General features: G+C 37.8%; 24 protein-coding genes and 1 riboswitch. Of the genes, 21 read left to right on the top strand and 3 right to left on the bottom strand.

Features of this window, described 5'->3' with window-relative positions; translation table 11 throughout:
- Nucleotides 1-135 precede the first annotated feature (135 nt).
- From atpF to IGK27_RS09950, 11 genes are all read left to right on the top strand, one after another.
- Nucleotides 136-666 carry a F0F1 ATP synthase subunit B gene (atpF, locus tag IGK27_RS10000; RefSeq protein ID WP_002362573.1) on the top strand — a complete coding sequence of 177 codons (531 nt, stop codon included), beginning with the start codon at nucleotides 136-138 and terminating at the stop codon, nucleotides 664-666.
- Entirely contained in the window at nucleotides 653-1,195 is a 543-nt protein-coding gene (gene atpH, locus IGK27_RS09995; RefSeq protein ID WP_002356554.1) for an ATP synthase F1 subunit delta, read from the top strand. Before atpF ends, atpH begins: the two co-directional genes overlap by 14 nt.
- 28 nt (nucleotides 1,196-1,223) lie before the next feature.
- Nucleotides 1,224-2,780, top strand: coding sequence for a F0F1 ATP synthase subunit alpha (atpA, locus tag IGK27_RS09990; RefSeq protein ID WP_002356555.1), 1,557 nt, complete (start codon nucleotides 1,224-1,226; stop codon nucleotides 2,778-2,780).
- Between the two features lie 15 nt (nucleotides 2,781-2,795).
- Nucleotides 2,796-3,704 (top strand): F0F1 ATP synthase subunit gamma, encoded by a 909-nt coding sequence (locus IGK27_RS09985; protein WP_002359606.1) that lies wholly within the window; start codon nucleotides 2,796-2,798, stop codon nucleotides 3,702-3,704.
- Between the two features lie 73 nt (nucleotides 3,705-3,777).
- Nucleotides 3,778-5,184, top strand: a complete 1,407-nt coding sequence (atpD, locus tag IGK27_RS09980) for a F0F1 ATP synthase subunit beta (protein WP_002356558.1) — start codon at nucleotides 3,778-3,780, stop codon at nucleotides 5,182-5,184.
- Nucleotides 5,185-5,200: 16 nt separating this feature from the next.
- Nucleotides 5,201-5,620 (top strand): F0F1 ATP synthase subunit epsilon, encoded by a 420-nt coding sequence (locus IGK27_RS09975; RefSeq protein WP_002356559.1) that lies wholly within the window; start codon nucleotides 5,201-5,203, stop codon nucleotides 5,618-5,620.
- A gap of 188 nt (nucleotides 5,621-5,808) precedes the next feature.
- Nucleotides 5,809-6,045, top strand: coding sequence for a DUF1146 family protein (locus IGK27_RS09970; protein ID WP_002356560.1), 237 nt, complete (start codon nucleotides 5,809-5,811; stop codon nucleotides 6,043-6,045).
- A gap of 102 nt (nucleotides 6,046-6,147) precedes the next feature.
- Complete coding sequence (gene murA, locus IGK27_RS09965) at nucleotides 6,148-7,449, top strand: UDP-N-acetylglucosamine 1-carboxyvinyltransferase (RefSeq protein ID WP_002356562.1); 1,302 nt, start codon at nucleotides 6,148-6,150, stop codon at nucleotides 7,447-7,449.
- A 13-nt stretch (nucleotides 7,450-7,462) separates the two neighbouring features.
- Complete coding sequence (locus tag IGK27_RS09960) at nucleotides 7,463-7,639, top strand: DNA-directed RNA polymerase subunit beta (RefSeq protein WP_002356564.1); 177 nt, start codon at nucleotides 7,463-7,465, stop codon at nucleotides 7,637-7,639.
- Nucleotides 7,640-7,766: 127 nt separating this feature from the next.
- Complete coding sequence (locus IGK27_RS09955) at nucleotides 7,767-8,135, top strand: PTS glucitol/sorbitol transporter subunit IIA (RefSeq protein ID WP_002356567.1); 369 nt, start codon at nucleotides 7,767-7,769, stop codon at nucleotides 8,133-8,135.
- A 4-nt stretch (nucleotides 8,136-8,139) separates the two neighbouring features.
- Complete coding sequence (locus tag IGK27_RS09950; protein WP_002388381.1) at nucleotides 8,140-9,309, top strand: AI-2E family transporter; 1,170 nt, start codon at nucleotides 8,140-8,142, stop codon at nucleotides 9,307-9,309.
- A 61-nt stretch (nucleotides 9,310-9,370) separates the two neighbouring features.
- Here IGK27_RS09950 and IGK27_RS09945 read toward each other — a convergent pair whose 3' ends face one another.
- A complete protein-coding gene (locus tag IGK27_RS09945) occupies nucleotides 9,371-9,997 on the bottom strand; it encodes an FMN-dependent NADH-azoreductase (protein WP_002367152.1) in 627 nt (208 codons plus the stop codon).
- A 301-nt stretch (nucleotides 9,998-10,298) separates the two neighbouring features.
- Here IGK27_RS09945 and licT point away from each other — a divergent pair, with 301 nt between their 5' ends.
- The 10 genes from licT to manA all read left to right on the top strand — a co-directional run bounded on the left by licT (nucleotide 10,299) and on the right by manA (nucleotide 23,061).
- A complete protein-coding gene (licT, locus tag IGK27_RS09940) occupies nucleotides 10,299-11,141 on the top strand; it encodes a BglG family transcription antiterminator LicT (RefSeq protein ID WP_002359608.1) in 843 nt (280 codons plus the stop codon).
- 162 nt (nucleotides 11,142-11,303) lie between these two features.
- Nucleotides 11,304-13,184, top strand: a complete 1,881-nt coding sequence (locus IGK27_RS09935) for a beta-glucoside-specific PTS transporter subunit IIABC (protein ID WP_002374233.1) — start codon at nucleotides 11,304-11,306, stop codon at nucleotides 13,182-13,184.
- Nucleotides 13,185-13,208: 24 nt separating this feature from the next.
- Nucleotides 13,209-14,654, top strand: a complete 1,446-nt coding sequence (locus tag IGK27_RS09930; RefSeq protein WP_002362575.1) for a glycoside hydrolase family 1 protein — start codon at nucleotides 13,209-13,211, stop codon at nucleotides 14,652-14,654.
- A gap of 181 nt (nucleotides 14,655-14,835) precedes the next feature.
- Nucleotides 14,836-15,405, top strand: coding sequence for a guanylate kinase (locus tag IGK27_RS09925; protein WP_002387147.1), 570 nt, complete (start codon nucleotides 14,836-14,838; stop codon nucleotides 15,403-15,405).
- Nucleotides 15,406-15,552: 147 nt separating this feature from the next.
- Complete coding sequence (locus IGK27_RS09920; RefSeq protein ID WP_010821042.1) at nucleotides 15,553-16,230, top strand: TetR/AcrR family transcriptional regulator; 678 nt, start codon at nucleotides 15,553-15,555, stop codon at nucleotides 16,228-16,230.
- A gap of 20 nt (nucleotides 16,231-16,250) precedes the next feature.
- On the top strand, nucleotides 16,251-17,978 hold the full coding sequence (locus IGK27_RS09915; protein ID WP_002356575.1) for an ABC transporter ATP-binding protein: 1,728 nt from the start codon (nucleotides 16,251-16,253) through the stop codon (nucleotides 17,976-17,978).
- Nucleotides 17,975-19,843 carry an ABC transporter ATP-binding protein gene (locus IGK27_RS09910; RefSeq protein ID WP_002362577.1) on the top strand — a complete coding sequence of 623 codons (1,869 nt, stop codon included), beginning with the start codon at nucleotides 17,975-17,977 and terminating at the stop codon, nucleotides 19,841-19,843. The genes IGK27_RS09915 and IGK27_RS09910 overlap by 4 nt, the downstream gene beginning before the upstream one ends.
- A 162-nt stretch (nucleotides 19,844-20,005) precedes the next feature.
- The gene (locus tag IGK27_RS09905) at nucleotides 20,006-20,875 is read left to right on the top strand and encodes a VOC family protein (protein ID WP_002359617.1); all 870 of its coding nucleotides are present in this window, start codon (nucleotides 20,006-20,008) and stop codon (nucleotides 20,873-20,875) included.
- Nucleotides 20,876-21,004: 129 nt separating this feature from the next.
- Complete coding sequence (locus IGK27_RS09900) at nucleotides 21,005-22,048, top strand: serine hydrolase domain-containing protein (RefSeq protein WP_033626570.1); 1,044 nt, start codon at nucleotides 21,005-21,007, stop codon at nucleotides 22,046-22,048.
- Between the two features lie 41 nt (nucleotides 22,049-22,089).
- Complete coding sequence (manA, locus tag IGK27_RS09895) at nucleotides 22,090-23,061, top strand: mannose-6-phosphate isomerase, class I (protein ID WP_002359619.1); 972 nt, start codon at nucleotides 22,090-22,092, stop codon at nucleotides 23,059-23,061.
- Between the two features lie 54 nt (nucleotides 23,062-23,115).
- Here the strand turns inward: manA and IGK27_RS09890 are convergent, their stop codons facing one another.
- The gene (locus tag IGK27_RS09890; RefSeq protein WP_002359620.1) at nucleotides 23,116-23,661 is read right to left on the bottom strand and encodes an ECF transporter S component; all 546 of its coding nucleotides are present in this window, start codon (nucleotides 23,659-23,661) and stop codon (nucleotides 23,116-23,118) included.
- Between the two features lie 2 nt (nucleotides 23,662-23,663).
- On the bottom strand, nucleotides 23,664-24,638 hold the full coding sequence (locus tag IGK27_RS09885) for a nucleoside hydrolase (protein WP_033626571.1): 975 nt from the start codon (nucleotides 24,636-24,638) through the stop codon (nucleotides 23,664-23,666).
- Between the two features lie 77 nt (nucleotides 24,639-24,715).
- Nucleotides 24,716-24,760, bottom strand: a riboswitch (PreQ1 riboswitch).
- Between the last annotated feature and the right edge of the window lie 70 nt (nucleotides 24,761-24,830).

Here is a 24,830-nt window from a genome sequence, read left to right as displayed (position 1 = left end):
AATAAAATGGAGGCAGGACGCTGATTATTATCGGGACCGTCACTGCTTTCTTCTATCTTTAGCCTTTTCAATAGCTGGTGATAAAGCAGTTGAAGAAGCTAAATCGATTTTTGCAAGAAAGGAAGTTGAGACTTCATGCTACTTACTATATTGGTAGTCGGTGAAACGGCTCCTAGTACCACACTAGGCACGATGATTGTTGTCAGTGGTGCATTTTTAATCTTGATGCTCTTATTAAAGAAATATGCATGGGGAGCAATCGTAGATATTTTGACACAACGTGAAGAAAAAATTGCCAACGATTTAGACTCTGCAGAACAATCTCGCGTAGCAGCAGCGAAAATGGAAAAAGAACGTCAACAACAATTACTTTCTTCCAGATCAGAAGCAGCTGAAATTATTAAAAACGCGAAAGAAAGTGGAGAACAGACTCGCCAAAAAACATTAAAAGAAACAACTGCGGAAGTTACTCGCTTACGCGAAAAAGCTCGGACAGATATTTCTCAAGAACGTGAAGAAGCATTGTCTTCAGTAAAAAATGAAGTGGCAGATCTTTCTCTTCAAATTGCAGCCAAAATTTTAAATAAAGAATTAACACCAGATGCACATGAAGCATTGATTGATTCTTATATTGAAAGTTTAGGTAAAGCAAATGAAACTAGATAAATATACAGTTGGTAAACGCTACGGCAAGGCTTTGTTTGAGTTGGCAGTTGAAAAGAACCAAGCTGAAGCAATTTATCAAGAATTATTGACGCTTCGCGAAGTCTATCACCAAGTACCTGGTATTGGCGATATTTTAAGTGATGATCGCTTAGAGCCTTATGAAAAAGACAGCATCATGGAAAAACTAGTAACAGGTTTTAGTGAAATGATGCAAAACTTTTTGCGAGTGGTTTACGAATATCGTCGCATGTACGATCTGCTCTTGATGATTGATGAATATGAACGACGTTATGATGAGCACCAAGGACTAATTTTGGGTTCAGTGACAACAGCCATTCCTTTATCAAAAGAACAACATCAAGCAATGGAAGAAAAAGCTGCCCAATTATTAGGGTATGAACAAGCGCATTTAGTCAATTTAATTGACCCGTCAATTGTCGGCGGAGTGGTTATTGAAGCAAACCATCAAGTAATCGATGGCAGCATCCGCAAACAATTAGAACATATGCAGCAGAAGTTATTAAAATAATCTTTAGGACTACAAAGAGGTGAATTGAATGGCTATCAAAGCAGAAGAAATCAGTGCCTTGATTAAAGAACAAATCGAAAACTATCAACAACAGCTTGCTGTTGAAGAAGTTGGAACAGTCACTTACGTCGGTGACGGAATTGCCCGCGCCCACGGTTTAGAAAATGCCATGAGTGGAGAACTTGTTGAGTTTTCAAACGGTTCATACGGAATGGCACAAAACTTAGAAACAAATGATGTAGGGATTATTATCCTTGGCGATTTTGAAACCATTCGTGAAGGAGATAAAGTACAACGCACAGGCAAAATCATGGAAGTACCCGTCGGGGAAGCTTTGATTGGCCGTGTTGTTAATCCATTAGGTCAACCATTAGATGGTTTAGGCGAAATTAAAACAGACAAAACACGTCCTGTGGAAGCAACAGCTCCCGGTGTTATGCAACGTCAATCTGTTGCTGAACCAATGCAAACTGGCTTAAAAGCCATTGATGCCCTAGTACCAATTGGTCGTGGACAACGGGAATTGGTTATTGGAGACCGTAAAACAGGGAAAACATCGATTGCAATTGATACAATTATTAACCAAAAAGGACAAGATGTAATTTGTATTTATGTAGCGATTGGTCAAAAAGAATCTACTGTTCGTAACCAAGTAGAGACACTTCGTAAATTTGGTGCCTTAGATTATACAATCGTTGTGACTGCAGGGGCTTCACAACCAGCACCATTACTTTACATTGCACCATATGCAGGAACTGCAATGGGTGAAGAATTCATGTATAACGGCAAACATGTCTTAATTATTTTTGATGACTTATCAAAACAAGCCGTGGCTTATCGTGAACTTTCTCTACTATTACGCCGTCCACCAGGTCGTGAAGCTTATCCAGGGGATGTCTTCTATTTACACTCACGTTTGTTAGAACGTGCAGCTAAATTAAGTGATGAATTAGGTGGTGGTTCAATGACAGCCTTACCATTCGTTGAAACACAAGCAGGCGATATTTCTGCTTATATTCCAACAAACGTTATTTCAATCACTGATGGACAAATTTTCTTAGAAAGCGACTTGTTCTATGCAGGCACTCGTCCAGCCGTTGATGCTGGGTTATCTGTTTCTCGGGTCGGAGGATCAGCGCAAATCAAAGCAATGAAAAAAGTTGCCGGAACGCTTCGTTTAGACTTAGCTAGTTACCGTGAGTTAGAAGCCTTTACACAATTTGGCTCTGATTTAGATGCGGCAACACAAGCTAAATTAAACCGTGGTCGTCGTACGGTAGAAATTTTAAAACAAAAACTACATGCGCCACTGCCTGTAGAAAAACAAGTCTTAATTTTATATGCGTTAACACACGGCTTTTTAGATAGCGTGAGCGTGGATAAAATTTTACACTTTGAACAAGATTTATTCGATTATTTTGATGGCAAACATGCAGACTTATTGGAAACCATTCGTACAACGAAAGACTTACCAGATACTGATGCATTAGATGCAGCGATTACAGAGTTTTCTGAAATGTTTGCAGCGGCAAACAACAGCGGAGATTCAGCCAAAGAAGCTTTAGAAAAAATCGATAACGCATAAGAGAGGTGAGCGACATTGGGTGCTTCATTAAACGAAATCAAACAACGCATTGCATCAACAAAAAAGACAAGCCAAATTACCAAAGCGATGCAAATGGTTTCTGCAGCCAAATTGACCAAGTCAGAAGGCGCCTCTAAAAGCTTTCAAGAATATTCTTCAAAAATTCGTAGTGTCGTTACGCATTTAGTAGCTGCTCAGTTAAGTGAATTACGTGAAACAGAACAATCTTCTCTTAGTGAAGGGAACTATCATGTGATGTTAGCACAACGACCTGTCAAAAAAACAGGCTATATCGTTATCACTTCTGACAAAGGGTTAGTTGGTGGCTACAATAGCTCAATCTTAAAACAAACCATGAGTATGATTCAAGAAGACCATGATTCTAATAAAGAATATGCCTTAATCGCTATTGGTGGTACAGGGGCGGATTTCTTTAAAGCACGCGGAATCGATGTTTCCTATGAGCTAAGAGGCTTAACGGATCAACCAACGTTTGAAGAAGTCCGTAAGATTGTGACAACGGCAACGACTATGTACCAAAACGAAGTGTTTGATGAATTGTATGTTTGTTATAATCACCACGTTAACTCACTAACGAGTCAGTTTCGTGTGGAAAAAATGTTGCCAATTACTGATTTAGATCCATCAGAGGCGACCTCTTACGAACAAGAATATCTTTTAGAGCCTTCACCTGAAGCAATCTTGGATCAATTATTACCACAATATGCAGAAAGCTTAATTTATGGGGCGATCATTGATGCGAAAACAGCAGAACATGCTGCTGGGATGACCGCCATGAAAACAGCCACTGACAATGCGCAAAATATTATTAGCGATTTAACAATTTCTTATAACCGTGCTCGTCAAGGGGCGATTACCCAAGAAATTACAGAAATTGTTGCTGGTGCAGCTGCACTAGAATAATCTAGTCTTACGTTTGAACGTTTATAAAAACGTTCAAAGCGTGTGACTTTATGAAGACTGGAGGAAAGAAATTATGAGTTCAGGAAAGATTGTTCAAGTAATCGGTCCCGTTGTTGACGTGGAATTTTCATTAGATCAATCCTTACCCGATATTAACAACGCTTTAGTCGTTTATAAAAATGGCGAAGCAAAACAAAAAGTAGTACTTGAAGTCGCTTTAGAACTAGGTGATGGAGTGATTCGTTCTATCGCCATGGAATCGACAGATGGTTTACAACGTGGAATGGAAGTTATCGATACAGGAAAATCAATTTCAGTTCCTGTTGGTAAAGATACATTGGGTCGTGTGTTTAACGTTTTAGGAGACACAATTGACTTAGAAGCGCCATTCCCTGCAGATGCTGAACGTAGTGGGATTCATAAAAAAGCGCCAGCATTTGATGAATTAAGTACCAGTAATGAAATTTTAGAAACAGGGATTAAAGTTATTGACTTATTAGCGCCTTATCTAAAAGGTGGTAAAGTCGGACTTTTCGGTGGTGCCGGTGTTGGTAAAACCGTCTTAATTCAAGAATTAATTCATAATATTGCCCAAGAACATGGAGGGATTTCCGTCTTTACTGGTGTTGGTGAACGGACACGTGAAGGGAACGACCTGTACTATGAAATGAAAGATTCAGGCGTTATTGAAAAAACAGCCATGGTTTTTGGTCAAATGAACGAACCACCAGGTGCACGGATGCGTGTGGCCTTAACTGGGTTAACGATTGCTGAATATTTCCGTGATGTGGAAGGACAAGACGTGCTATTATTTATTGATAACATTTTCCGTTTCACCCAAGCCGGTTCAGAAGTTTCTGCCCTTTTAGGTCGGATGCCGTCAGCCGTAGGTTACCAACCAACCTTAGCGACTGAAATGGGACAATTACAAGAACGGATTACTTCAACGAAAAAAGGATCAATTACCTCTATTCAAGCAATCTATGTTCCAGCCGATGACTATACCGATCCAGCGCCAGCAACAGCGTTTGCCCATTTGGATGCAACAACTAACTTGGAACGTAAATTAACCGAACAAGGGATTTATCCAGCGGTAGATCCGTTAGCTTCATCTTCTAGTGCCTTGGCTCCTGAAATTGTTGGAGAAGAACACTACGAAGTGGCTACCGAAGTGCAACATATTTTACAACGTTACCGTGAATTACAAGATATCATCGCTATTTTAGGGATGGACGAATTATCAGATGACGAAAAAGTACTTGTTGGTCGCGCACGCCGTGTTCAATTCTTCTTATCTCAAAACTTTAACGTTGCTGAACAATTTACAGGTCAACCTGGTTCTTATGTACCAGTTGCGGAAACAGTTCGTGGCTTTAAAGAAATTCTTGAAGGTAAACATGACAATCTGCCAGAAGAAGCCTTCCGTAGTGTCGGTAAAATTGAAGATGCCATCGAAAAAGCGAAACAATTAAACTACTAGAAAGGCGGCAAACACAATGGATAGTCTTACTGTGAATGTAGTAACGCCGAATGGTCTAGTTTATGACCACCATGCAAAAATCGTTGTGGCGAAAACAACAGATGGTGAGATTGGTATTTTACCAAAACATGCGCCAATCATCGTTCCGCTAGCGATTGATGAAGTCCGCATCAAACGGACCGATTCAGATACACATGTTGACTGGGTAGCTGTAAATGGTGGTATCATGGAAGTCCGTGATAATGTCGTTTCTATTATTGCCGATAGTGCTGAACGTGAACGAGATATCGATGTACCTCGTGCTGAACGAGCAAAACAACGAGCAGAACGTTTAATTGAAGAAGCCAAAGCAAAAGACGACCGCGATCAACTACGTCGTGCGACTGTTGCTTTGCATCGTGCAATCAACCGGATCAACGTATCGAAACATGGGTAAAAAAGGCTGAAGGATTCAGTCACTTTTGTAGAGTTTAAGGCGCTTGCTATTGAGTCAGGTGCCTTAAACTCTATTTCTTCGTATTTTTTAATAAATAGTGTCAAATTTTGGCATTTCAAGTGGATTAATTATCGGTTTTTATTATTTTGTGATAAAATGTTCCTACGTTAGAAAAAAGGAGGCTCCTTATGCAATACTATGGAGTAGATGCTATTGTTCGAATCGTTAGTCATCTTATGTTCATTTACATAAGTTTTTGGGCGTTGCAATCATTGCGTATTGAGCAATTTTTCAAAACCCAATTTACACCGCAAATCAGAATGTTGATGGTATTTTTCGCCATCGCTATCGGATACACAGTTAGCTCGTTTGCTTTAGAATTGATTGCGCTTTGTCGAAATCTTTTCATTGTGTATTTTCCTTAAAAATTGAAAAATAAAAAAAGGTACAATTTTTAGTTGAATAATGGTATAATAGTAAAGATTTTGAATAGGAATACCTATTCTCATTTTTTTGGGGGGAACAAAATGGAACAAATTATTGTTCATGGTGGTAATACAAAATTAGAAGGAACTGTAAAAATTGAAGGCGCCAAAAACGCTGTTTTACCAATTTTAGCAGCTACTCTTTTAGCTGAAGAAGGCGTTACTACTTTAAAAAATGTACCAATTTTATCTGATGTATTTACAATGAATCAAGTAATTAAGCATTTGAATGTAGCCATTGATTTTGATGAAGACGCGAATGAAGTAACAATAGACGCAACACAACCTTTAGGGATCGAAGCAAACTATGAGTACGTTAGTAAAATGCGTGCTTCTATCGTTGTAATGGGACCTTTATTGGCTCGTAATGGCCATGCCAAAGTGGCAATGCCAGGTGGCTGTGCCATTGGAAAACGACCAATTGATTTACACTTAAAAGGCTTCCAAGCATTAGGTGCAAAAATCATCCAAAAAAATGGTTACATTGAAGCAATTGCGGATGAACTAATCGGTAACACTATTTACTTAGACTTCCCAAGTGTCGGCGCTACGCAAAACATTATGATGGCTGCTGTTCGTGCGAAAGGAACAACCATCATTGAAAACGTTGCTCGTGAACCTGAAATCGTTGACTTAGCAAACATTTTAAACAAAATGGGTGCCAATGTTATCGGTGCTGGAACAGAAACGATGCGTATCGAAGGCGTCGATAAATTACATGCCGTAGAGCATTCAATCGTTCAAGATCGAATTGAAGCAGGTACGTTCATGGTAGCTGCAGCAATGACTGAGGGCAATGTTTTAATTGAAGAAGCAATTTCTGAACATAATCGTCCGCTAATTTCTAAATTAACTGAAATGGGTGCAATCATTGAAGAAGAAGAAAACGGCATCCGTGTAATTGGACCAAAACATCTAAAACCAACAGATGTTAAGACAATGCCGCATCCTGGTTTCCCAACAGACATGCAAGCGCAAATGACAGCGATCCAAATGTTTGCTGAAGGAACAAGCATCGTGACAGAAACAGTCTTTGAAAATCGTTACCAACACTTAGAGGAAATGCGTCGAATGAACGCTGACTTAAAAATTGACGGCAACATTGCCGTTATTAATGGTGGCAACGAGTTACAAGGAGCAGCAGTGGAAGCCACTGATTTACGGGCAGCTGCCGCATTGATTTTAGTAGGGTTACGTGCAAATGGCATTACACGTGTCTCTAATTTGAAATATTTAGATCGTGGCTATTATGAGTTCCATAAAAAACTTCAAAAATTAGGCGCGAACGTTGAACGTGTCAATGATGAAAAAATTGAAGAAAAACAAGCAACGACAGTAATCTAAAGGAGTCAAACGTATGAGTTCATTTCGTTATATTTTAGTAACATTATTGAAAATTCTAGTGGTCATTTCGTTAGTCATTATCTTATTTGTTGTGGGAACAATGATTGGTTATGGTTTGATTGGAAATGGGAATCCAATGGATGTCTTTGATGAAAAAATTTGGACTCATATTATGAACTTCTTTAAATAAAAACTTATTTTAAGGCGGTGAACAAAAGTCAATTGACGATTGTTCATCGCCTTTTCTTTTTCCTGAATATCTATTTTATTCTATGCTATAATAATAGAAGTAAGATAATGAAGGAGTGGTATGGAAGATGCAAGCAACCGTAACAGAAATAGGCAAACATGCAATCGATGATTCAGAAAAAATGATTATTCTTTTTGGTGAAACTGCTACCGATACCTTGAAGCAACATGCAGTTATTCAATCATTCCCAGAAAAAGACCAAGTTACCTTGGCAGAAGGAGATCATCTGAAAATTGGCGATACAAACTATACAATCACAAAAGTGGGTTCTTTTGCCAATAGTAACTTGCAAAGTATCGCTCACAGCACTTTAATCTTTGCTGATGCACCAACCGATGAGGATGATGTTATCCGAAATGGTGTTTATTTAACGCCCCATCAGTTACCAAAGATAACCATTGGAACAACAATTGATTATTTAGTAAATGGAGCGTGAATCAATGGATAAAAAACAAACGACTGATAAACGCCTGTCTTGGTTTTGGCGTTGGTTTTTAAATAATCAAGTAGTAACAGCCTTACTGATTGTCTTATTGGTGCTGTTAATTATTCTAACTTTTACGAAAGTTTCTTATTTATTTAAGCCCGTTTGGCAGTTTTTTGGCGTTGTCGGCTTACCAGTAATTATGGCGGGGATTTTATATTATTTATTAAATCCGATTGTCGATTATTTAGAGAAAAAACAAATCTCACGTGTCTGGAGTATTATCGGCCTATTTATTTTAATTGTGGCACTACTCATTTGGGGTGGTATTGTAATCGTTCCTAAAATTCGTGAGCAATCTGTCAGCTTTGTGAATCATTTTCCTCAATATATTGATACAATTGATCAAAAATCGCAGGAAATATTAAGTGATCCACTTTTCGCGCAATTTAGAGAACAACTTGAAGCGGCAGGCGATAAAGTTGTCAGCTCGTTAGGTACCATCATTAAAAACGTCTCAACGTTCACAGTACAAGGAATTGGTAATTTCTTTGGGGCGGTGGCTACGATCTTTGTCGCCATCATTACGATGCCGTTTATTCTATTTTATTTACTGAAAGATGGCAAAAACTTAGCGCCATATTTAATAAAGTTTTTACCAGTGAAGATGCGTAAACCAACCTTAAAAGTTCTTGCAGAAGTCAATGATCAAGTCTCTTCTTATATTAGAGGACAGTTAACTGTCGCTTTCGCAGTGGCAATTATGTTTATGATTGGTTTTTCTGTCATTGGCTTAGATTATGCAGTCACTTTAGGTATTGCAGCAGGCTTTTTAAATTTAATCCCTTATTTAGGGTCATTTTTAGCCATGATTCCAGCAGTCTTTTTAGGAATTGTCAGTGGGCCAGCTTTGTTAATTAAAGTCTTGATTGTTTTTGCCATTGAGCAAACGGTCGAAGGTCGGTTTATTTCACCACTTGTCCTAGGCAGTCAGTTATCCATTCATCCAGTCACCATTTTGGTTGTTTTATTAACGTCTGGTAAACTATTTGGGATTGTCGGGGTGATTTTAGGAATTCCTGTTTATGCCGCAGCTAAGGTGATAATTACACACATTTTTGAGTGGTACCAAATCGTTTCCGGTTTGTATGATGAAGATAAGCCAGATCAACAAGAATCTACGTAACAAAAGAGACAAGCAGTGAACGAACTGCTTGTCTCTTTTTGATGTAAATCACTCGGAAAATTTAGAATGTTTTACCGTATTCAGTTGCTTTGGTCATGGCAGTATTTAAAAGTTCTTCCGCGCGATCAGGGAAATGATCGATTCCTTCGATGAATAATCCGTCAACTTGATCAACGCCAATAAAGTTTAGAATCGCTTTAATGTATTGAGAAGCAAAATCTTTTCCTTCGTAGAAGCCGCCATTTGATTGGATGTGTAAGGCTTTTTTACCACTTGTTAGAGGTTTTGGTCCTTCTGCAGTATATTGGAATGTTTTTCCAGCAACGTTGATTGTATCTACCCAAGCTTTTAAGCGTGTCGGTACGTTTAAGTTCCACATTGGATTAGCAATTACTACTTTGTCTGCAGATAAAAATTGATCAGTTAATTCATTAAAACGAGCCACTTTTTGTTGTTGGTTTTCGCTTAATGTTTCAAATGCTGCGCCAGCGCGAAGTGCACCCCAAGCAGATAATAATTCTTCATCGATTTCCGGCATGTTTGTTTCTGGGGCATAAACATCTAAAATTTCGATTTCGTCTGATGGATTTGTTTCACGGTATGAAGCTAAAAATGTTTCTAACGCACGAACTGAGCGTGATTCTTCTTTTGTTAATGGATGTGCTTTAACAACTAATAATTTTGACATTGTGTAATCTCCTTAAAATAAATAGTTTAAAAATTCAACATCTCTATTTTACTAATAAAAAGTAAGAGAAAGCAAGTCTTTTTTTTACTTTTAGTAAACTTTTTTTTTAAATGGATCAACAGAGTAAAAAATAAATAAAAATATTTTTTTGGAAAGGCTTGCATATTAAAAAAAAGCATGCTATTATTACTTTGTAAATAAGGATTGTTACTGCTTTGCAGGCAAAACCAGAGTCTTCCATTAACACAATCAGTGGAGGGATTCTGGGCTTTTTTTATAAAAAAGTGAGGTTGCATTCATCATGAGGATTGAAAAAGTTTTAAATAATAATGTCGTGCTTTCAAGAAATGAGCAAGGCGAAGAAATTGTTTATATGGGACGCGGCTTAGCCTTTCAAAAGAAGATTGGAGACACGATCAATCCAGATTATGTTGAAAAGGAATTCGTGTTAAAGGACTCCGCTATGGCAGGGCAATTCCAGCAGCTGTTTGAAGACGTCCCCACCAAAGAAGTAGAAGTCGTCAAACAAATCGTTGATTTAGCAGAAACAACGCTAGCGATTGAGCTTTCATCAAATATTTATTTAACTTTAACGGATCATATTCACTATGCGTTACTTCGAGCCAAAGAAGGAATTGATATTCCGAATCCTCTTGTATTCGAAACACGCAAATTTTATCCTAAAGAATTTGAAATCGCAAAGCAAGCATTAGCGATTATTGCTGAAAAGCTAGGGGTTCAATTTTCAGAAAATGAAGCGGGCTTCATTGCTTTTCATATTGTGAATGCTGAACAAGGAAATGGCAATATGGAAGTTACCATGGAAGCAACCAAGATGGTTCGTGATATTTTAACGATTATTAGTCGCTACTTTGGACAGGTGTTTGATGAAGATTCATTGAACTATCAACGAATTGTTACACATCTTCAATATTTTGCGCAACGTTATTTAAAACAAGAAGCGCATGATGAGGAGGACGAATTTCTTTTTGCTTTGGTCCAAGGAAAGTATCCTAAGGCGTTTCAAGCGGTCCAACGTATTAATGAGTATTTATTAAAAAGCTATGATCGACCAATTGATCAAGCGGAAATGATTTATTTAACCATTCATATCCAAAGAGTGGTCAATGATAAAAAAGCATAACAACCAATAATCGCGGATTGTTACTGATAATGCAGGCAAAACCTAGATTGAAAAAACCGATAACGATTTTCGCAGACTGCGCAGCTGTGAAGAGAAGGATCTGGCTCTTTTTCAATGTAGGTTTTTTTGATATTAAAAATTAATGGAAATGAGGATCTAGAGATGAGTAAAAATCAAGAAATTGCAGCACGTGTGTTAAAAGCTGTTGGGGGCGAAGGCAACGTTAATAGTGTTGTTCACTGTGCTACACGCTTACGTTTTAAATTAAAAGATGAAAATAAAGCAGATACTGCTGCATTGAATGCTGACCCAGATGTTATTCAGGTAGTTCAAAGTGCAGGACAATATCAAGTGGTTATTGGCAGTCACGTTAGTGATGTCTATAAGGATTTGATGGCCAACAGTGGACTAGGTAATGATTCTGATAATAGAGAAAAAGAAAGTGGCGGAAATATCTTTAACCGTTTAATTGATATTATTTCTTCTATTTTTACACCGTTTTTAGGTGCAATGGCCGGCGCTGGGGTTCTAAAAGGCTTCTTAACATTAGCTGTAACTATGGGCTGGTTAGCTGACACTTCAGGCGTATATCTTGTTCTCTTTTCGATTGCAGATGGCTTATTTACTTTCTTACCAATTATGTTAGCGTTTACGGCTGCTAAAAAATTCAATACTAATCCCTTTTTAGCGGTTGCTTTGGCGATGGCCTTAGTTCATCCCAGCATTACTGCTTTAGCAGGCAAAACAATTAGCTTTGCTGGTCTTCCAGTGATTATTGGGCCAAGTGGCTATACTTCTTCGGTTTTACCAATTATTTTGGCTGTTTTTGCACAAAGTTATGTAGAACGTTTCTTCAAAAAAGTAATTCCGAGTTTTCTACAAATTATCTGCGTTCCGTTAGCTGTTTTCCTTATTATGGCACCTGTTACCTTCTTAGCTATTGGTCCTATCGGGACGGTCATCGGCGATTGGTTGGGACAAGGATACAACGCAATTTACGCTTTTAGTCCAATTATCGCAGGGTTATTAATGGGTTCGTTGTGGCAAGTCTTGGTAATGTTTGGTATGCATTGGGGCTTTGTACCAATTATGATGTTAAACTTAACACAAGGTGGCGATACGATGGTACCAATGTTATTACCAGCCGTTATTGCACAAGGCGGGGCTGCTTTAGCTGTCTTTTTCCTAACAAAAAATGTGAAATTAAAAGGTTTGGCTTTGTCTTCAAGCATTACAACTATTTTTGGAATTACTGAACCAACTGTATATGGTGTGACTTTACCATTGAAAAAACCATTTATTGCAGCTTGTATTGGTGGCGGTATCGGTGGTGCATTTGTGGCTATGAATCACGTGAAAAACTTTACGTTTGGCTTGGTTAGTATGTTGAGCTTACCTGGGTTTATTCCTGCAGAGACAAAAGATACTGCACCGATGATTACTGGTGCAATTGGTGCCGGAATTGCCTTTATCATTGCGTTTGTCTTAACGTTTGTCTTACGTTTTGAAGATCAACCTAATCCAGAAACAGTAACTGAAAAAACAGCAACTGATAAGATGGTGGCACCTGTAAAAACGAATCAAGAAGACAAAATTATTTTAGCAAGTCCACTTCAAGGTGAAATTTTACCGCTAGAAAAAGTACAAGACCCTGTTTTTGCTTCAGGTGCTTTAGGAAAAGGTGTTGCAATTGAGCCGACTGAAGGCAAACTGTATGCACCCGCAGATGGTGAAATCACCACATTATTTCCGACAGGACATGCTGTTGGCTTGACGACAACAGAGGGCGTTGAATTATTAATGCATATTGGCATGGATACGGTCGAATTAGATGGTAAAGGCTTTGAATTATCAGTGAAACAAGGTGATTCTGTTAAAAAAGGAGATTTGCTGGTTACTTTTGATATTGCTGCCATTAAAGAAGCTGGTTATCCAGTAGTTACACCGATTGTGGTAACGAATACGAATGATTATTTAGATGTTTTGGATATGAACCAAACAGACGTGTTACATGGTGAAGACTTTTTAGCCATTATTAAATAAAAGACAATTGGAGGAGGAACAAGTATGACAACAACGACAAAATTTCCAAAAGGATTTTTATGGGGCGGTGCAACCGCAGCCAATCAATTAGAAGGGGCTTACTTAGCCGATGGTAAAGGGTTATCTGTGGCAGATGCGATGCCTGGAGGAAAACAACGTTTCGCTATTTTAGGAGATGAAGCGTTTGATTGGACGATTGACGAAACGAAATATCGCTACCCTAATCATACAGGAATTGATCACTATGATCGCTTTAAAGAGGACATTGCGTTGTTTGCTAAAATGGGCTTCAAATGTTATCGATTTTCAATTGCGTGGTCGCGTATTTTTCCACAAGGAGATGAAACACAACCGAATGAAGCCGGCTTGAAATTTTATGATGCGGTTATCGATGAATGTTTAAGCTATAACATTGAACCAGTAATTACGATTTCTCATTATGAAATGCCACTGCATTTAGCGAAAGAATACGGCGGGTGGAAAAATCGTCAATTAGTTGACTTTTATGAACGTTTTGCGGAAACTGTTTTAACACGTTACCACCAAAAAGTTAACTATTGGATGACATTCAATGAAATTAATTCAGCTTTCCATTTCCCAGCACTTAGTCAAGGATTGGTGAAAAGCAATGGAGCCAATGATTATCAAAACATTTTCCAAGCATGGCATAATCAATTTGTTGCAAGTAGTAAAGCTGTAAAAATTGGCCATGAATTAAATCCAGAATTACAAATTGGATGTATGATTATTTATGCAACAACGTATGGCATTGATTCGAATCCAGTCAATCAAGTTGCTACAATGATTGAAAACCAAGAGTTTAATTATTATTGTACAGATGTTCAAGTTCGTGGTGAATATCCAGCATACGCAGAACGCATGTATCAAAAATATGCTGTGAAAGACTTAGTTATTGAAGAAGGAGATTTAGAATTATTAAAAGAATACCCAGTGGATTACATTGGCTTTAGTTATTATATGTCGACTGCTGTCGATGTTACTGGTACTACCAACGATACAGCAAATGGGAATCTTTTAGGCGGCGTTAAAAATCCCTTCTTAGAAGCAAGTGAATGGGGTTGGCAAATTGATCCCGAAGGGTTACGAATTGCCCTAAATGAATTATATAATCGTTATCAAAAACCTTTATTTATTGTGGAAAACGGCTTAGGTGCAATTGATAAAGTAGACGAAAATTTCTATGTGGCAGACGACTATCGGATTGATTATTTACGTCGTCATATTGAAGCAATGGCAGAAGCAGTTGCAGACGGCGTCGATTTAATGGGCTATACGCCGTGGGGCTGTATCGATTTAGTCAGTGCTTCCACAGGTGAAATGAGTAAACGGTATGGGTTTATTTACGTTGATTTAGACGATGAAGGAAATGGTACTAAAAACCGTTATGAAAAAAAATCGTTTAATTGGTACAAACAAGTTATCGAAACTAATGGACAAAACTTAGACTAGTTATTGTAATTAAACAAAACAAGATAAGCGTAGTAGGTTGTTGCTTCTGTTCCCGCCGTTTATTAATTTTTAAGCTTGGGCCAAAAATCCAAAGTGATTTTTGGCCCAAGCTCTTTTTTGTCAATTTTTCAAAATAGTGCACAATACGTTATAATAGAAACAACTGAGAGGAGCGTTTCTAATGATTAAGCAATTACAACATCCATTTTTTGTTATTATGGGTCCGAGTGGTTCTGGCAAGACCGCAATTACAAGTAAGGTTTTTCCGAAAAACTATAAAGTTATCTCGCATACTACGAGGAAAAAACGATTGGATGAAGTGGATGGCGTGGATTACTATTTTGAAACAAAAGCAAGTTTTCAAGCCTTGATTGAAACCAATCAGTTAGTGGAGTATGATTTTTACCATGGAAACTATTACGGTGTCGGTGTAGCTGCCATCGTTGAAACAACGAAAGAGCATCCAGCCTATAATGCGTTAACTTTTCCAGGCTTTCAAGCGGTCTTTGAGCGTTTCGGCGAGTCCGTCATTCCAGTTTTTTTTGACGTTTCAAAAGAAAATATTTATCAACGTTTAAAACAACGAGAATCTGATCCTAAAATTATTGAAGAACGTTTAAACCTTTATGATCAAGAAATTCTTATCAAAAACCAATTGGAACAATATCCTAATTATCAACGAATAGATGCCAATGGACCTATAAAAGAGGTCGCTGGCTTGTTACAAGAATGCATCAAACACTATTATTAATCAAGCAACTGGTGAGACAGAATCTAACATCAATTTTGTCTTGCTAGGTGCTTGATTTTTTTTGTAAAAAACTTGCATTCTGAATAGAGAGTGCTATAATGACATGGTGTCATATGACAATGTGTCATAAAAGGGAGGAACACAAATATGCCTACGAATACGTTTTTTCATTTGCCAGAAGAAAAGCAACAACGCTTATTAGATGCTGCGCAAATTGAATTTTCGCGCCATTCTTTACAAGAAGCGTCAATTGCAAATATTGTTAAATTAGCGGAAATTCCTCGCGGTAGCTTTTATCAATATTTTGAGAACAAAGAAGATTTGTATTTTTATTACTTTGCGACATTAAGAAAAAATAGTGAACGAGATTTAGAGAAACAAATTATTGCGGAAAATGGTGATTTAATCGAAGCCATGGATGTCTATTTCTCCAAAATGATTGTCGAAGTGCTAACTGGAGAGAATGCTTCTTTCTATCGGAATTTATTTGTCAACATGGATTATCGTGCTTCACGTCGGGTGACGGATAATTTAGCGACTGGAGAAGAGGAAAAAAATAGGAAACAGCACTGTCATAAGCATAGAGGAAGAAAAGGCCATGCTGCCTATGCAGAACATCTTTATCAAATAATTGATCGTTCGAAATTAACCATTGAAACGCCAAAAGAATTCACATGGTTTATGCAGACGGCGATGCATGCCGTTTTCTCAACAATTGTTGATGGGTATCGTCAACAAAGAGAAAATCCCGCCTATGATTCAACTGAAGCAGTCAAACAATTAAAAATGAAATTAAATTGGTTGAAAAATGGCGCTTATAAGTAGCAAAAAGGAGGAGAAGTTAGTTGATTAAACTAGTCAAACGGATGTCGTTATGGTCGGTCTTTGCAGCGGTTTTATTTATGATCGTGCAAATTATCGCAGATTTATATCTGCCCACATTAACATCTAATATCATTAATGACGGTGTCGCTAAAGGAGATATTAACTATATTTGGAGTACAGGAGTTGTCATGTTAGGCTTTTCTTTGATTAGCATTGTCGCTTCTATTGGAAATACTTTTTTTGCCACCAAAGAATCACAAAGTTTAGGAAAAAAATTACGGACTGATATTTATCGAAAAGTTGAAAATTTTTCTAATAATGAATTTGACAAATTTGGGACAGCTTCGCTAATTACACGAACAACCAATGATGTCAATCAGATTCAAATGGTTATGCAAATGTTTTTACGTTTAATGATTAATGCACCTTTAACGTTAATTGGTGCAAGTTTTATGGCATATAACAAGGACCCACAATTAACGAAAATTTTTCTATATGTTTTACCAATTATGGCTGTTTTAGTGGGAGGTATCATGTTTTTAGCGGTTCCGTTATTTAAGAGCATGCAAAAGAAAACCGACCGTTTAAATTTAGTTTTTCGTGAAGGACTGACAGGGGTTCGTGTGATTCGGGCCTTTGGCAAAGCAAACTATGAAGAACAACGTTTTGATGAAGCCAATAAGGATTATACACAAACGGCGATTAAAGTGAATACGATTGTCGCTTTGATGATTCCTTTAATGACACTCATTATGAGTGGTACCAATATTGCAATCACTTGGTTTGGCGGTCATTATATTGCGGAAATGCAACTAGAAGTAGGGAACTTAATCGCCTTTATGACTTATGCTATGCAAATTCTGATGAGTTTCATGATGCTATCCATGATTTTTGTCATGGTACCGCGGGCGCAAGCTTCTGCTGATCGGATTAATGAGGTGCTAAATACTGATTCAGAAATCAAAGATGTACCCAATCCAGAACTACTCTCTCTAAAAGGCGACAAAGCAACATTGGCGTTTGAACATGTTAATTATCGTTACCAGCATGCTGAAAACTTAGCACTGGAAGATATAGATTTTTCAGCAAAATCTGGGGAGACGGTCGCGATTATTGGTGGGACTGGTTCTGGGAAAACAACGCTGGTTAATCTTTTACCACGCTTTTATGATGTTGAATCTGGCAAGATTTTGCTAAATGGTAAAAACATTAAAGATACGTCACAGCATAATTTACGAGAAATGATTGGCTTTGTACCGCAAAAGGCTGTTTTATTTACAGGAACGATTCGTGAAAATATGCAATACGGCGCCCCAAATGCGACCGATGAAGAAATTTGGCAAGCCTTAGAAATCGCGCAGGCGAAGGCGTTTGTTTCAGAATTGGCAGAAGGTTTGGATAGTCATGTCGAACAAGGCGGCGGTAATTTCTCTGGCGGACAACGCCAGCGGTTGGCTATTGCTCGTGCTTTAGTAAAACCAGCAGATGTCTATGTTTTTGATGATTCCTTTTCTGCATTGGACTTCAAAACAGATGCTAATTTAAGAAAAGCCTTAAAAGAGCAGATGACGGATGCAATTGTCGTTTTAGTGGCCCAACGTGTAAGTACGGTTATGGAAGCATCGACAATTTTAGTATTAGACGAAGGGAAATTAGTTGGTAAAGGAACGCATGAAGAGTTATTAGCGAACAACCAAACGTATCAAGAAATTGTACATTCTCAATTGAGAGAGGAGGACCTTGCATGAGTAGTCGACCAAAAGGCGGACCAATGGGCGGCGGACCAGGACGCAACATTGGCGCAAAAGGGCCAAAACCAAAAAATTTCTGGAAAACAGTGAAACGTTTATTTCGGTACATGTCTAAACGAATGCTGTCAATTATTGCAGTCTTAGTATTAGCAATCGCAGCCGTCGTTTTCCAAATCCAAACACCAAAAGTATTAGGACAGGCAACAACTGAAATTTTTAAAGGCGTCATGAAAGGCGCTGCTGAAATGAAACAAGGCTTAAAAATAACTTCTTTTCCAATTGATTTTGACAAAATCGGTCAAATTTTATTAATTGTTATTGCCATGTATCTTATTTCTGCTGTCTTTAATTTCTTGCAGCAAGTAATTATGACACGTGTTTCACAGCGAACAGTTTATGAATTACGTCAAGAATTAGAAGCGAAAATGAACAAAGTTCCAATTTCCTATTATGATACTCATAGTAATGGGGACATCATGTCACGGGCAATTAACGACATGGATAATATTGCGAGTACTTTACAACAAAACTTAACCCAATTAATTACCAGTATCGTGACATTTGTGGGTGTACTTTGGATGATGCTGACCATTAGCTGGCAGTTAACACTAATTGCTTTAGCAACAGTGCCATTAAGTTTAATTGTTGTGATGGTTGTGGCACCTCGCTCGCAAAAACATTTTGCGGCTCAACAAAAAAGCTTAGGATTATTGAATAACCAAGTTGAAGAAACCTACGGTGGTCACGTAGTAGTAAAAAGTTTCAACCACGAAGAAAGTGATCAAGAAGTATTTGAAAAAGAAAATGAAAAATTATATCATGCTGGTCGCAAAGCACAATTTATTTCAGCGATCATTATGCCTTTAATGAACTTTATCAAAAATCTAGGCTATGTGTTTGTTGCAGTACTTGGTGGCGTAAAAGTAGCGAATGGTATGATGGATTTAGGGGATGTCCAAGCATTTCTTCAATATACCAATCAATTTTCACAACCGATTACTCAAATCGCTAATTTAATGAATACAATCCAAGCTACGGTGGCTTCGGCAGAACGTGTCTTTGAAGTATTAGATGAAGAAGAAATGGTGGATGAACCTTCTGGCATACCAGTGGAAACAGATAGTCCTTATCGTGTTTCTTTTGAACATGTTGCTTTTGGCTATTCACCAGAGAAATTATTAATGAAAGATTTCAATTTAAATGTTAAACCTGGGGAAATGGTCGCAATCGTGGGCCCAACAGGTGCTGGAAAAACAACCCTAATTAACTTATTGGAACGCTTCTATGATATTAGTAGCGGCAGCATCAAATATGATGGCGTAGATACGCGCGATTTATCTCGCGAAGAGTTGCGAGCACACTTCTCAATGGTTCTTCAAGATACTTGGTTGTTCACTGGAAGTATCTATGACAATATTCATTATGGTAATGACCAAGCGAGCGAAGAAGAAGTGATCCGTGCGGCGAAAGCAGCCCATGTGGATGATTTTGTCAGAAAATTACCAGAAGGCTACCAAACGATTTTAAATGAAGAAGCCAGCAATATTTCTCAAGGTCAACGACAATTAATTACAATTGCTCGAGCATTCTTAGCAAATCCAGACGTTTTAATTTTGGATGAAGCCACCTCAAGTGTGGACACTCGAACAGAAATACTGATTCAAGCAGCAATGAATCGTTTATTGGAAAATCGGACCAGCTTTGTAGTTGCTCATCGCTTGTCGACTATCCGTGATGCTGATACGATTATCGTTATGGCAGAAGGTTCAATTGTGGAAACAGGAACCCACGATGAATTAATGGCAAAAAATGGTTTTTATGCTGATTTATATAACAGTCAGTTTTCAGAAGAAGTAGCCTAAAAGGCGAAGCAAAAAAATAGTAATTCATGATGAGGCTTCAGGAACCATAGTCGTAAAGACTGGTTCCTAAAGCCTTATTTTTTTGACAAAAAGTTAGCGAAATTGAAAAATTTCTATTTTCTTTTGAGAAAAACAGGATATTACTTGATGAAATAGCAAGAGATGTATAAAATGGGAGAGAAGAAAATGGAGGTAACAGAAAAAATGACTGAATTTCAATTAGAAAAAGCTGCGACATTAAAAACAATTGCCATTCGTGCGAAAAAAGTTGGCGAAATGGTCGACTTTTATAAAAAAGTAATGGGTTTTGTTTTAAAGTCAGAAGAAAATAACCTGTCTATCTGGGGTACACGTGAAGCAGGAACGCAATTATTAATTTTAGAAGAAACTAGAAAAGCCGAAGATTTTCATAATGAAGAAAAACAAATGGCTTATTTTTCAATTAAAGTTCCTACGGAAAAAGAATTTTTACAAATTGCTCAACGAGTGCTTGAACAAGACTACCCAATTGATGAAAGTTTCCAAATTGGCACACGTCAAAGCATGTTCATTACTGATCTTGAAGGCAATCAATTTGAGATTTTTCACGATGAAGCAACAGCAAATTCGACTTCTGAAAAGCAACCGATTGTGCTTAAAGATCTTATCAGTGAGGACTTAGAGCCGCATCAAGGGTTAGCCGCTGGGTCATATTTAGCGCATGTGCAATTAAAAACAAACAATCAAAAAGAAATAAAAGCATACTATGAGGAAGTTCTGGGTCTAAAACGCAATGAAAAAGATCAATTTGTTTTAGAAGATGGCAAAGCAACTATTGGATTCCAAAAACCTGAAACAAGTGAAGTGGATCAATTACCTGATCCACACTTAGGTTTAGATTTCTTTACCATTAAGCTCTCTGATCAAGAACATATTTTAGCAATGGAGCAACAATTAACGGCAAAAAATCAAGAGTTCTTTATTGACCAGAAAAAAGCGATTGTCACTGTGTTTGATCCAATTGGCTTGGAATGGTGGTTTGTCTTAAAATAAACGCTTAGACAGACAAAATAAGCTTGTTTTAGCAAGTCTGGAATAAAGTCGGAATAAAAGTTTAACGCTACTTTTGTTCGGAACTTATTCTAGACTTTTCCTTTAATATTAAAAATAGAAGGTGAAAAAATGTACGAAAAAACAAAGTGGAAAATTCAAAAAATGATGAAAAAAGGTGTTTTTTCGGGGGCTAGTTTTTGTTTCATTGAAGGTGAAAAAGAGGAGAGCAATTGTTGGGGACTCGCACAAATAAAACCCACTAAAGAACAATTAACCTCGGCCATGCTGTTTGATGTGGCTTCTTTAACCAAAGTAGTCGGCACCACCACCGTTATTTTGCAATTAGTGGAAGAAGGAAAAATTATTCTAGATCAATCATTACAAACTTATTATCCCTCTTTTCAAGATTCTAATATTACAATCCGGCATTTGTTGACACATACGGCAGATTTACAAGGCTATATTCCTAATCGTGATCAGCTGAATGCCCAAGAATTAAAAGACGCCTACAATCATTCATTTCACGCAGGCAAAGCGATAGGTAAAAAAGTTGTTTATACAGATGCAGGGACTATTTTATTAGGCTTTATGTTAGAAGAAATGTTCCAACAATCAATGATAGAAATTTTATCTGAGCGAGTATTGCTTCCTTTAGGGATGAACGAAAGTACGTTTCTACCAAAGAATCCTTTAAACTGTGTGCCAACAGAATTACATGAACAACGAGGGGTGATTCGAGGTGCAACCCATGATCCTAAGGCATTTGTTTTACGGGAACATGCAGGGAATGCTGGCTTGTTTAGCAATGTCTATGATTTAACAAAATTTGTTCGAATGTATTTAAATCGAGGCAGTTATCACAATCACCAATTCTTGAAAAAAGAGACAATTGATTTGTTACTAGTTAACCAAGTGCCAGCTGCAGATAAACCACGTTCTCTAGGCTGGGATTTTAAATATGATGTAGCTACGCAACAGCCATTATTATTCCATACAGGCTATACAGGCACTTTTTTGCTAATTGATGTGCAAAAACAATCAGCGTTTATCTTTTTATCTAATCGAGTCCATCCAGAGGACCACCGGAATACTTATATCGAAGAAAGAGATCAGTTGTTGGCAACCTATTTAAAAGAGAAATCATCAGTTTCAGATGAAATGACTAGTTTTTAGTGATATAATGAGAGCGAATTCAATTTGGGAGGTCACAGTCAATGCAAGAACCATTATTTTTACAACCTGTTTTTCAAGAAAAAATTTGGGGCGGCAATCGTCTACACACGCTATTTGGTTTCGATTTACCGAGCGATAAAATTGGTGAAGATTGGGCAATCAGTGCACATCCACATGGCGTTAGTACTGTTTTAAATGGCGAATTTAAAGGAAAAAAATTAGATGAATTGTGGGCAGACCATCAAGAGCTATTCGGCCATGCAGGTGGCGCTGTCTTTCCATTATTAACGAAAATTTTAGATGCTGAAGATGATTTATCCGTGCAAGTTCATCCTGATGATGCATATGGTCAAAAACATGAAGGCGAGCTAGGCAAAACTGAATGTTGGTACATTATTGATGCAGAACCTGGCGCTGAAATCATTTATGGACATCACGCGAAAACAAAAGAAGAACTTGCAGAAATGATTGAAGAAGGTCGTTGGGACGATCTTTTAAGAAAAGTACCAGTGAAAAAAGGCGATTTTTATTATGTACCAAGCGGCACTATTCATGCCATCGGCTCGGGTATTTTAATTTTAGAAACGCAACAAAGCAGTGATACTACGTATCGGGTTTATGATTATGATCGAACAGATGATCAAGGAAAGACCCGGGAATTGCATATTCAACAATCCATTGATGTGACAACCGTTCCGGCAAAGGATCCTGACCTCTCTATTCAACAAGAAAATCAAGGACAATCAAGCATTGTTACTTATGTAAAAACAGATTTCTTTAATGTTTATGAGTGGCGTGTCAGTGGGATTCTAAAAGTTAAAAAACAAGCACCTTATACATTAGCAACAGTTATTGAAGGTGTGGGTCGATTGATTACAGAAGATGCTACAAAAGCAGATGTGGCTACTTTTGATTTGAAAAAAGGCGATAGCTTTATCTTTCCAACAGATATTCCGAGCTGGCGTTTTGAAGGTGATCTAACGATTATAGCTTCAGAACCTGGCAGTCGCTAAAAAAAGAGGGGATCATCAACAGATGATTTCCTCTTTTTTTGGCATTAAAACAGTTTATTTTGTTATAAAGGAACGTTTAGGTAAGGCAGCGATAACAGCTGTGACGATGATGACTGATAGCAGACGATCCCCGTAATCTGTTATCAATTGAACCAACAGGACGCTTGCTAACTGATTTAAGCCTAAACCATATAAAAATTGGACAATTATGCTGGAGCCAGCAGAAGTAATTCCACCAAATAAACAAACTGTGATTAAGGAAGAAATCACTGTTCCTGGTATCGTTAACCACAACGTTTTAAATGGTAATTTGGTTACTTTTAACTGCTGATGAAGGAGCAAGCCTGCTAAAATTCCTGTGCAGAGTTGGACAGGTGAATAATACAGAGAAAAGATATCCGTTGTCAATCCAGTTAATAGACTTGTTAAAATACCTGTCAGTGCACCAAAGAGTGGGCCTAATAACGCACCTGTAAAAATAGTTCCCGCACTATCAAGATAAATTGGTAAACGAAGGAGTAACGCAATGGTACTGCCGAGGTAATTTAAAGCAACACTAAAAGCGATAATTGTAATGATTCGTGGTGTTATTTTTTTCATGGTTATCCCATCCTTAAATTTTTGAAATCTCTTTCGATCTCATCTATTTGTACATTTAAAAGAATGGATAGAAACTTCACGAAAAACTGTTGACTATCAACCGTAGTCAAGACATGACAATTAGCTGGTTGCTGCTGGAAATGATACTGATCGATCATTGATTGCCCCATAGCAATGCCGTCAGGAACAATTTGTCCGTAACTGGAAAAGCCTTGGCAGAGCGTAGGATCAATAAAATAAGCAACCGCTAAGGGATCGTTGATAACACACCCTAAAATACGTTCATATTTCCAATGAAAATCAAAATAAAATTGAGTAATCTCAGCGAGGTAATTCCCCATTTTGGGGTTGAGTCGTTGACAATAGTTGAGAATTGTTGGTGTAAAAACAATTTCTCGTGTGACATCTAAGCCGACCATCTCGATTTTTGCACCTAATTTCTCAAAAACCCAAGCTGCTGCATCAGGATCACACCAATAATTAAATTCTGCAACAGGAGAGCAATTGCCGTGGCTTTTAAAGGTACCACCCATTGAGACAAAACGTTGAAGATTTCGCCCCAGAAGAGGTTCTTTTTTTAAAGCCAAAGCAATATTTGTTAAAGGACCAAGGGCAATGATTGAGCAATCGGTAGCTTGTTGAAAGGTTTGTGCTAAATAGTCAGCAGCGGAAAGCGCTTGTGCTTGGATTTTGCTAGTTCTGGGGAAATATGTTTCACCTAAACCATCCATGCCATGTGTATCTTGTGCACTAACAAATGGCCGTTTTAAAGGGTTAGCAGCCCCTTGGTAGACAGGAATATCTAAGCGATTAACTTTTTCCAAACATTTAAAAACATTTTCCACGCCAATCTCCACAGGGACATTTCCGCAAACAACGGTAATCGCTTGGACATCTAGCTCTGGTGAAGCAAGTGCATACAAGAGAGCAAGCGTGTCATCAATTCCAGGATCACAATCAATAATTACTTTTTGCATTTTTTCCAATCCTCCTTTTTCGTTAACTGCAAATGATAACTCTTGTTAAAAAAGCTATGACTTGAGTTAGTATTGAGAGATACTTAGTTTTTTATTCTGGGAAGTTTCCGAACCAGTCCGAGAAATTTTCGATTTTAAATGCACCTCTTTATCTTACTATATTTTGTAAAGATGTAAATAGTTGTCGGAGAA

It is taken from the genome of Enterococcus sp. DIV0236 (assembly GCF_050558525.1).
Classification (GTDB): Bacteria; Bacillota; Bacilli; order Lactobacillales; family Enterococcaceae; genus Enterococcus; species Enterococcus faecalis.
This window is presented reverse-complemented; position numbering and strand designations above follow the sequence as displayed.

Coding starts and splice junctions, on each gene's coding strand:
- IGK27_RS09890 (WP_002359620.1), bottom strand. CDS start 23,661: ATGAAAAAAATAACACCACGAATCATTACAATTATCGCTTTTAGTGTT.
- IGK27_RS09905 (WP_002359617.1), top strand. CDS start 20,006: ATGTATAAAATGGGAGAGAAGAAAATGGAGGTAACAGAAAAAATGACT.
- atpA (WP_002356555.1), top strand. CDS start 1,224: ATGGCTATCAAAGCAGAAGAAATCAGTGCCTTGATTAAAGAACAAATC.
- murA (WP_002356562.1), top strand. CDS start 6,148: ATGGAACAAATTATTGTTCATGGTGGTAATACAAAATTAGAAGGAACT.
- IGK27_RS09975 (WP_002356559.1), top strand. CDS start 5,201: ATGGATAGTCTTACTGTGAATGTAGTAACGCCGAATGGTCTAGTTTAT.
- atpF (WP_002362573.1), top strand. CDS start 136: ATGCTACTTACTATATTGGTAGTCGGTGAAACGGCTCCTAGTACCACA.
- IGK27_RS09960 (WP_002356564.1), top strand. CDS start 7,463: ATGAGTTCATTTCGTTATATTTTAGTAACATTATTGAAAATTCTAGTG.
- licT (WP_002359608.1), top strand. CDS start 10,299: ATGAGGATTGAAAAAGTTTTAAATAATAATGTCGTGCTTTCAAGAAAT.
- IGK27_RS09885 (WP_033626571.1), bottom strand. CDS start 24,638: ATGCAAAAAGTAATTATTGATTGTGATCCTGGAATTGATGACACGCTT.
- manA (WP_002359619.1), top strand. CDS start 22,090: ATGCAAGAACCATTATTTTTACAACCTGTTTTTCAAGAAAAAATTTGG.
- IGK27_RS09925 (WP_002387147.1), top strand. CDS start 14,836: ATGATTAAGCAATTACAACATCCATTTTTTGTTATTATGGGTCCGAGT.
- atpD (WP_002356558.1), top strand. CDS start 3,778: ATGAGTTCAGGAAAGATTGTTCAAGTAATCGGTCCCGTTGTTGACGTG.
- IGK27_RS09955 (WP_002356567.1), top strand. CDS start 7,767: ATGCAAGCAACCGTAACAGAAATAGGCAAACATGCAATCGATGATTCA.
- IGK27_RS09945 (WP_002367152.1), bottom strand. CDS start 9,997: ATGTCAAAATTATTAGTTGTTAAAGCACATCCATTAACAAAAGAAGAA.
- IGK27_RS09920 (WP_010821042.1), top strand. CDS start 15,553: ATGCCTACGAATACGTTTTTTCATTTGCCAGAAGAAAAGCAACAACGC.
- IGK27_RS09935 (WP_002374233.1), top strand. CDS start 11,304: ATGAGTAAAAATCAAGAAATTGCAGCACGTGTGTTAAAAGCTGTTGGG.
- IGK27_RS09970 (WP_002356560.1), top strand. CDS start 5,809: ATGCAATACTATGGAGTAGATGCTATTGTTCGAATCGTTAGTCATCTT.
- IGK27_RS09900 (WP_033626570.1), top strand. CDS start 21,005: ATGTACGAAAAAACAAAGTGGAAAATTCAAAAAATGATGAAAAAAGGT.
- IGK27_RS09950 (WP_002388381.1), top strand. CDS start 8,140: ATGGATAAAAAACAAACGACTGATAAACGCCTGTCTTGGTTTTGGCGT.
- atpH (WP_002356554.1), top strand. CDS start 653: ATGAAACTAGATAAATATACAGTTGGTAAACGCTACGGCAAGGCTTTG.
- IGK27_RS09930 (WP_002362575.1), top strand. CDS start 13,209: ATGACAACAACGACAAAATTTCCAAAAGGATTTTTATGGGGCGGTGCA.
- IGK27_RS09910 (WP_002362577.1), top strand. CDS start 17,975: ATGAGTAGTCGACCAAAAGGCGGACCAATGGGCGGCGGACCAGGACGC.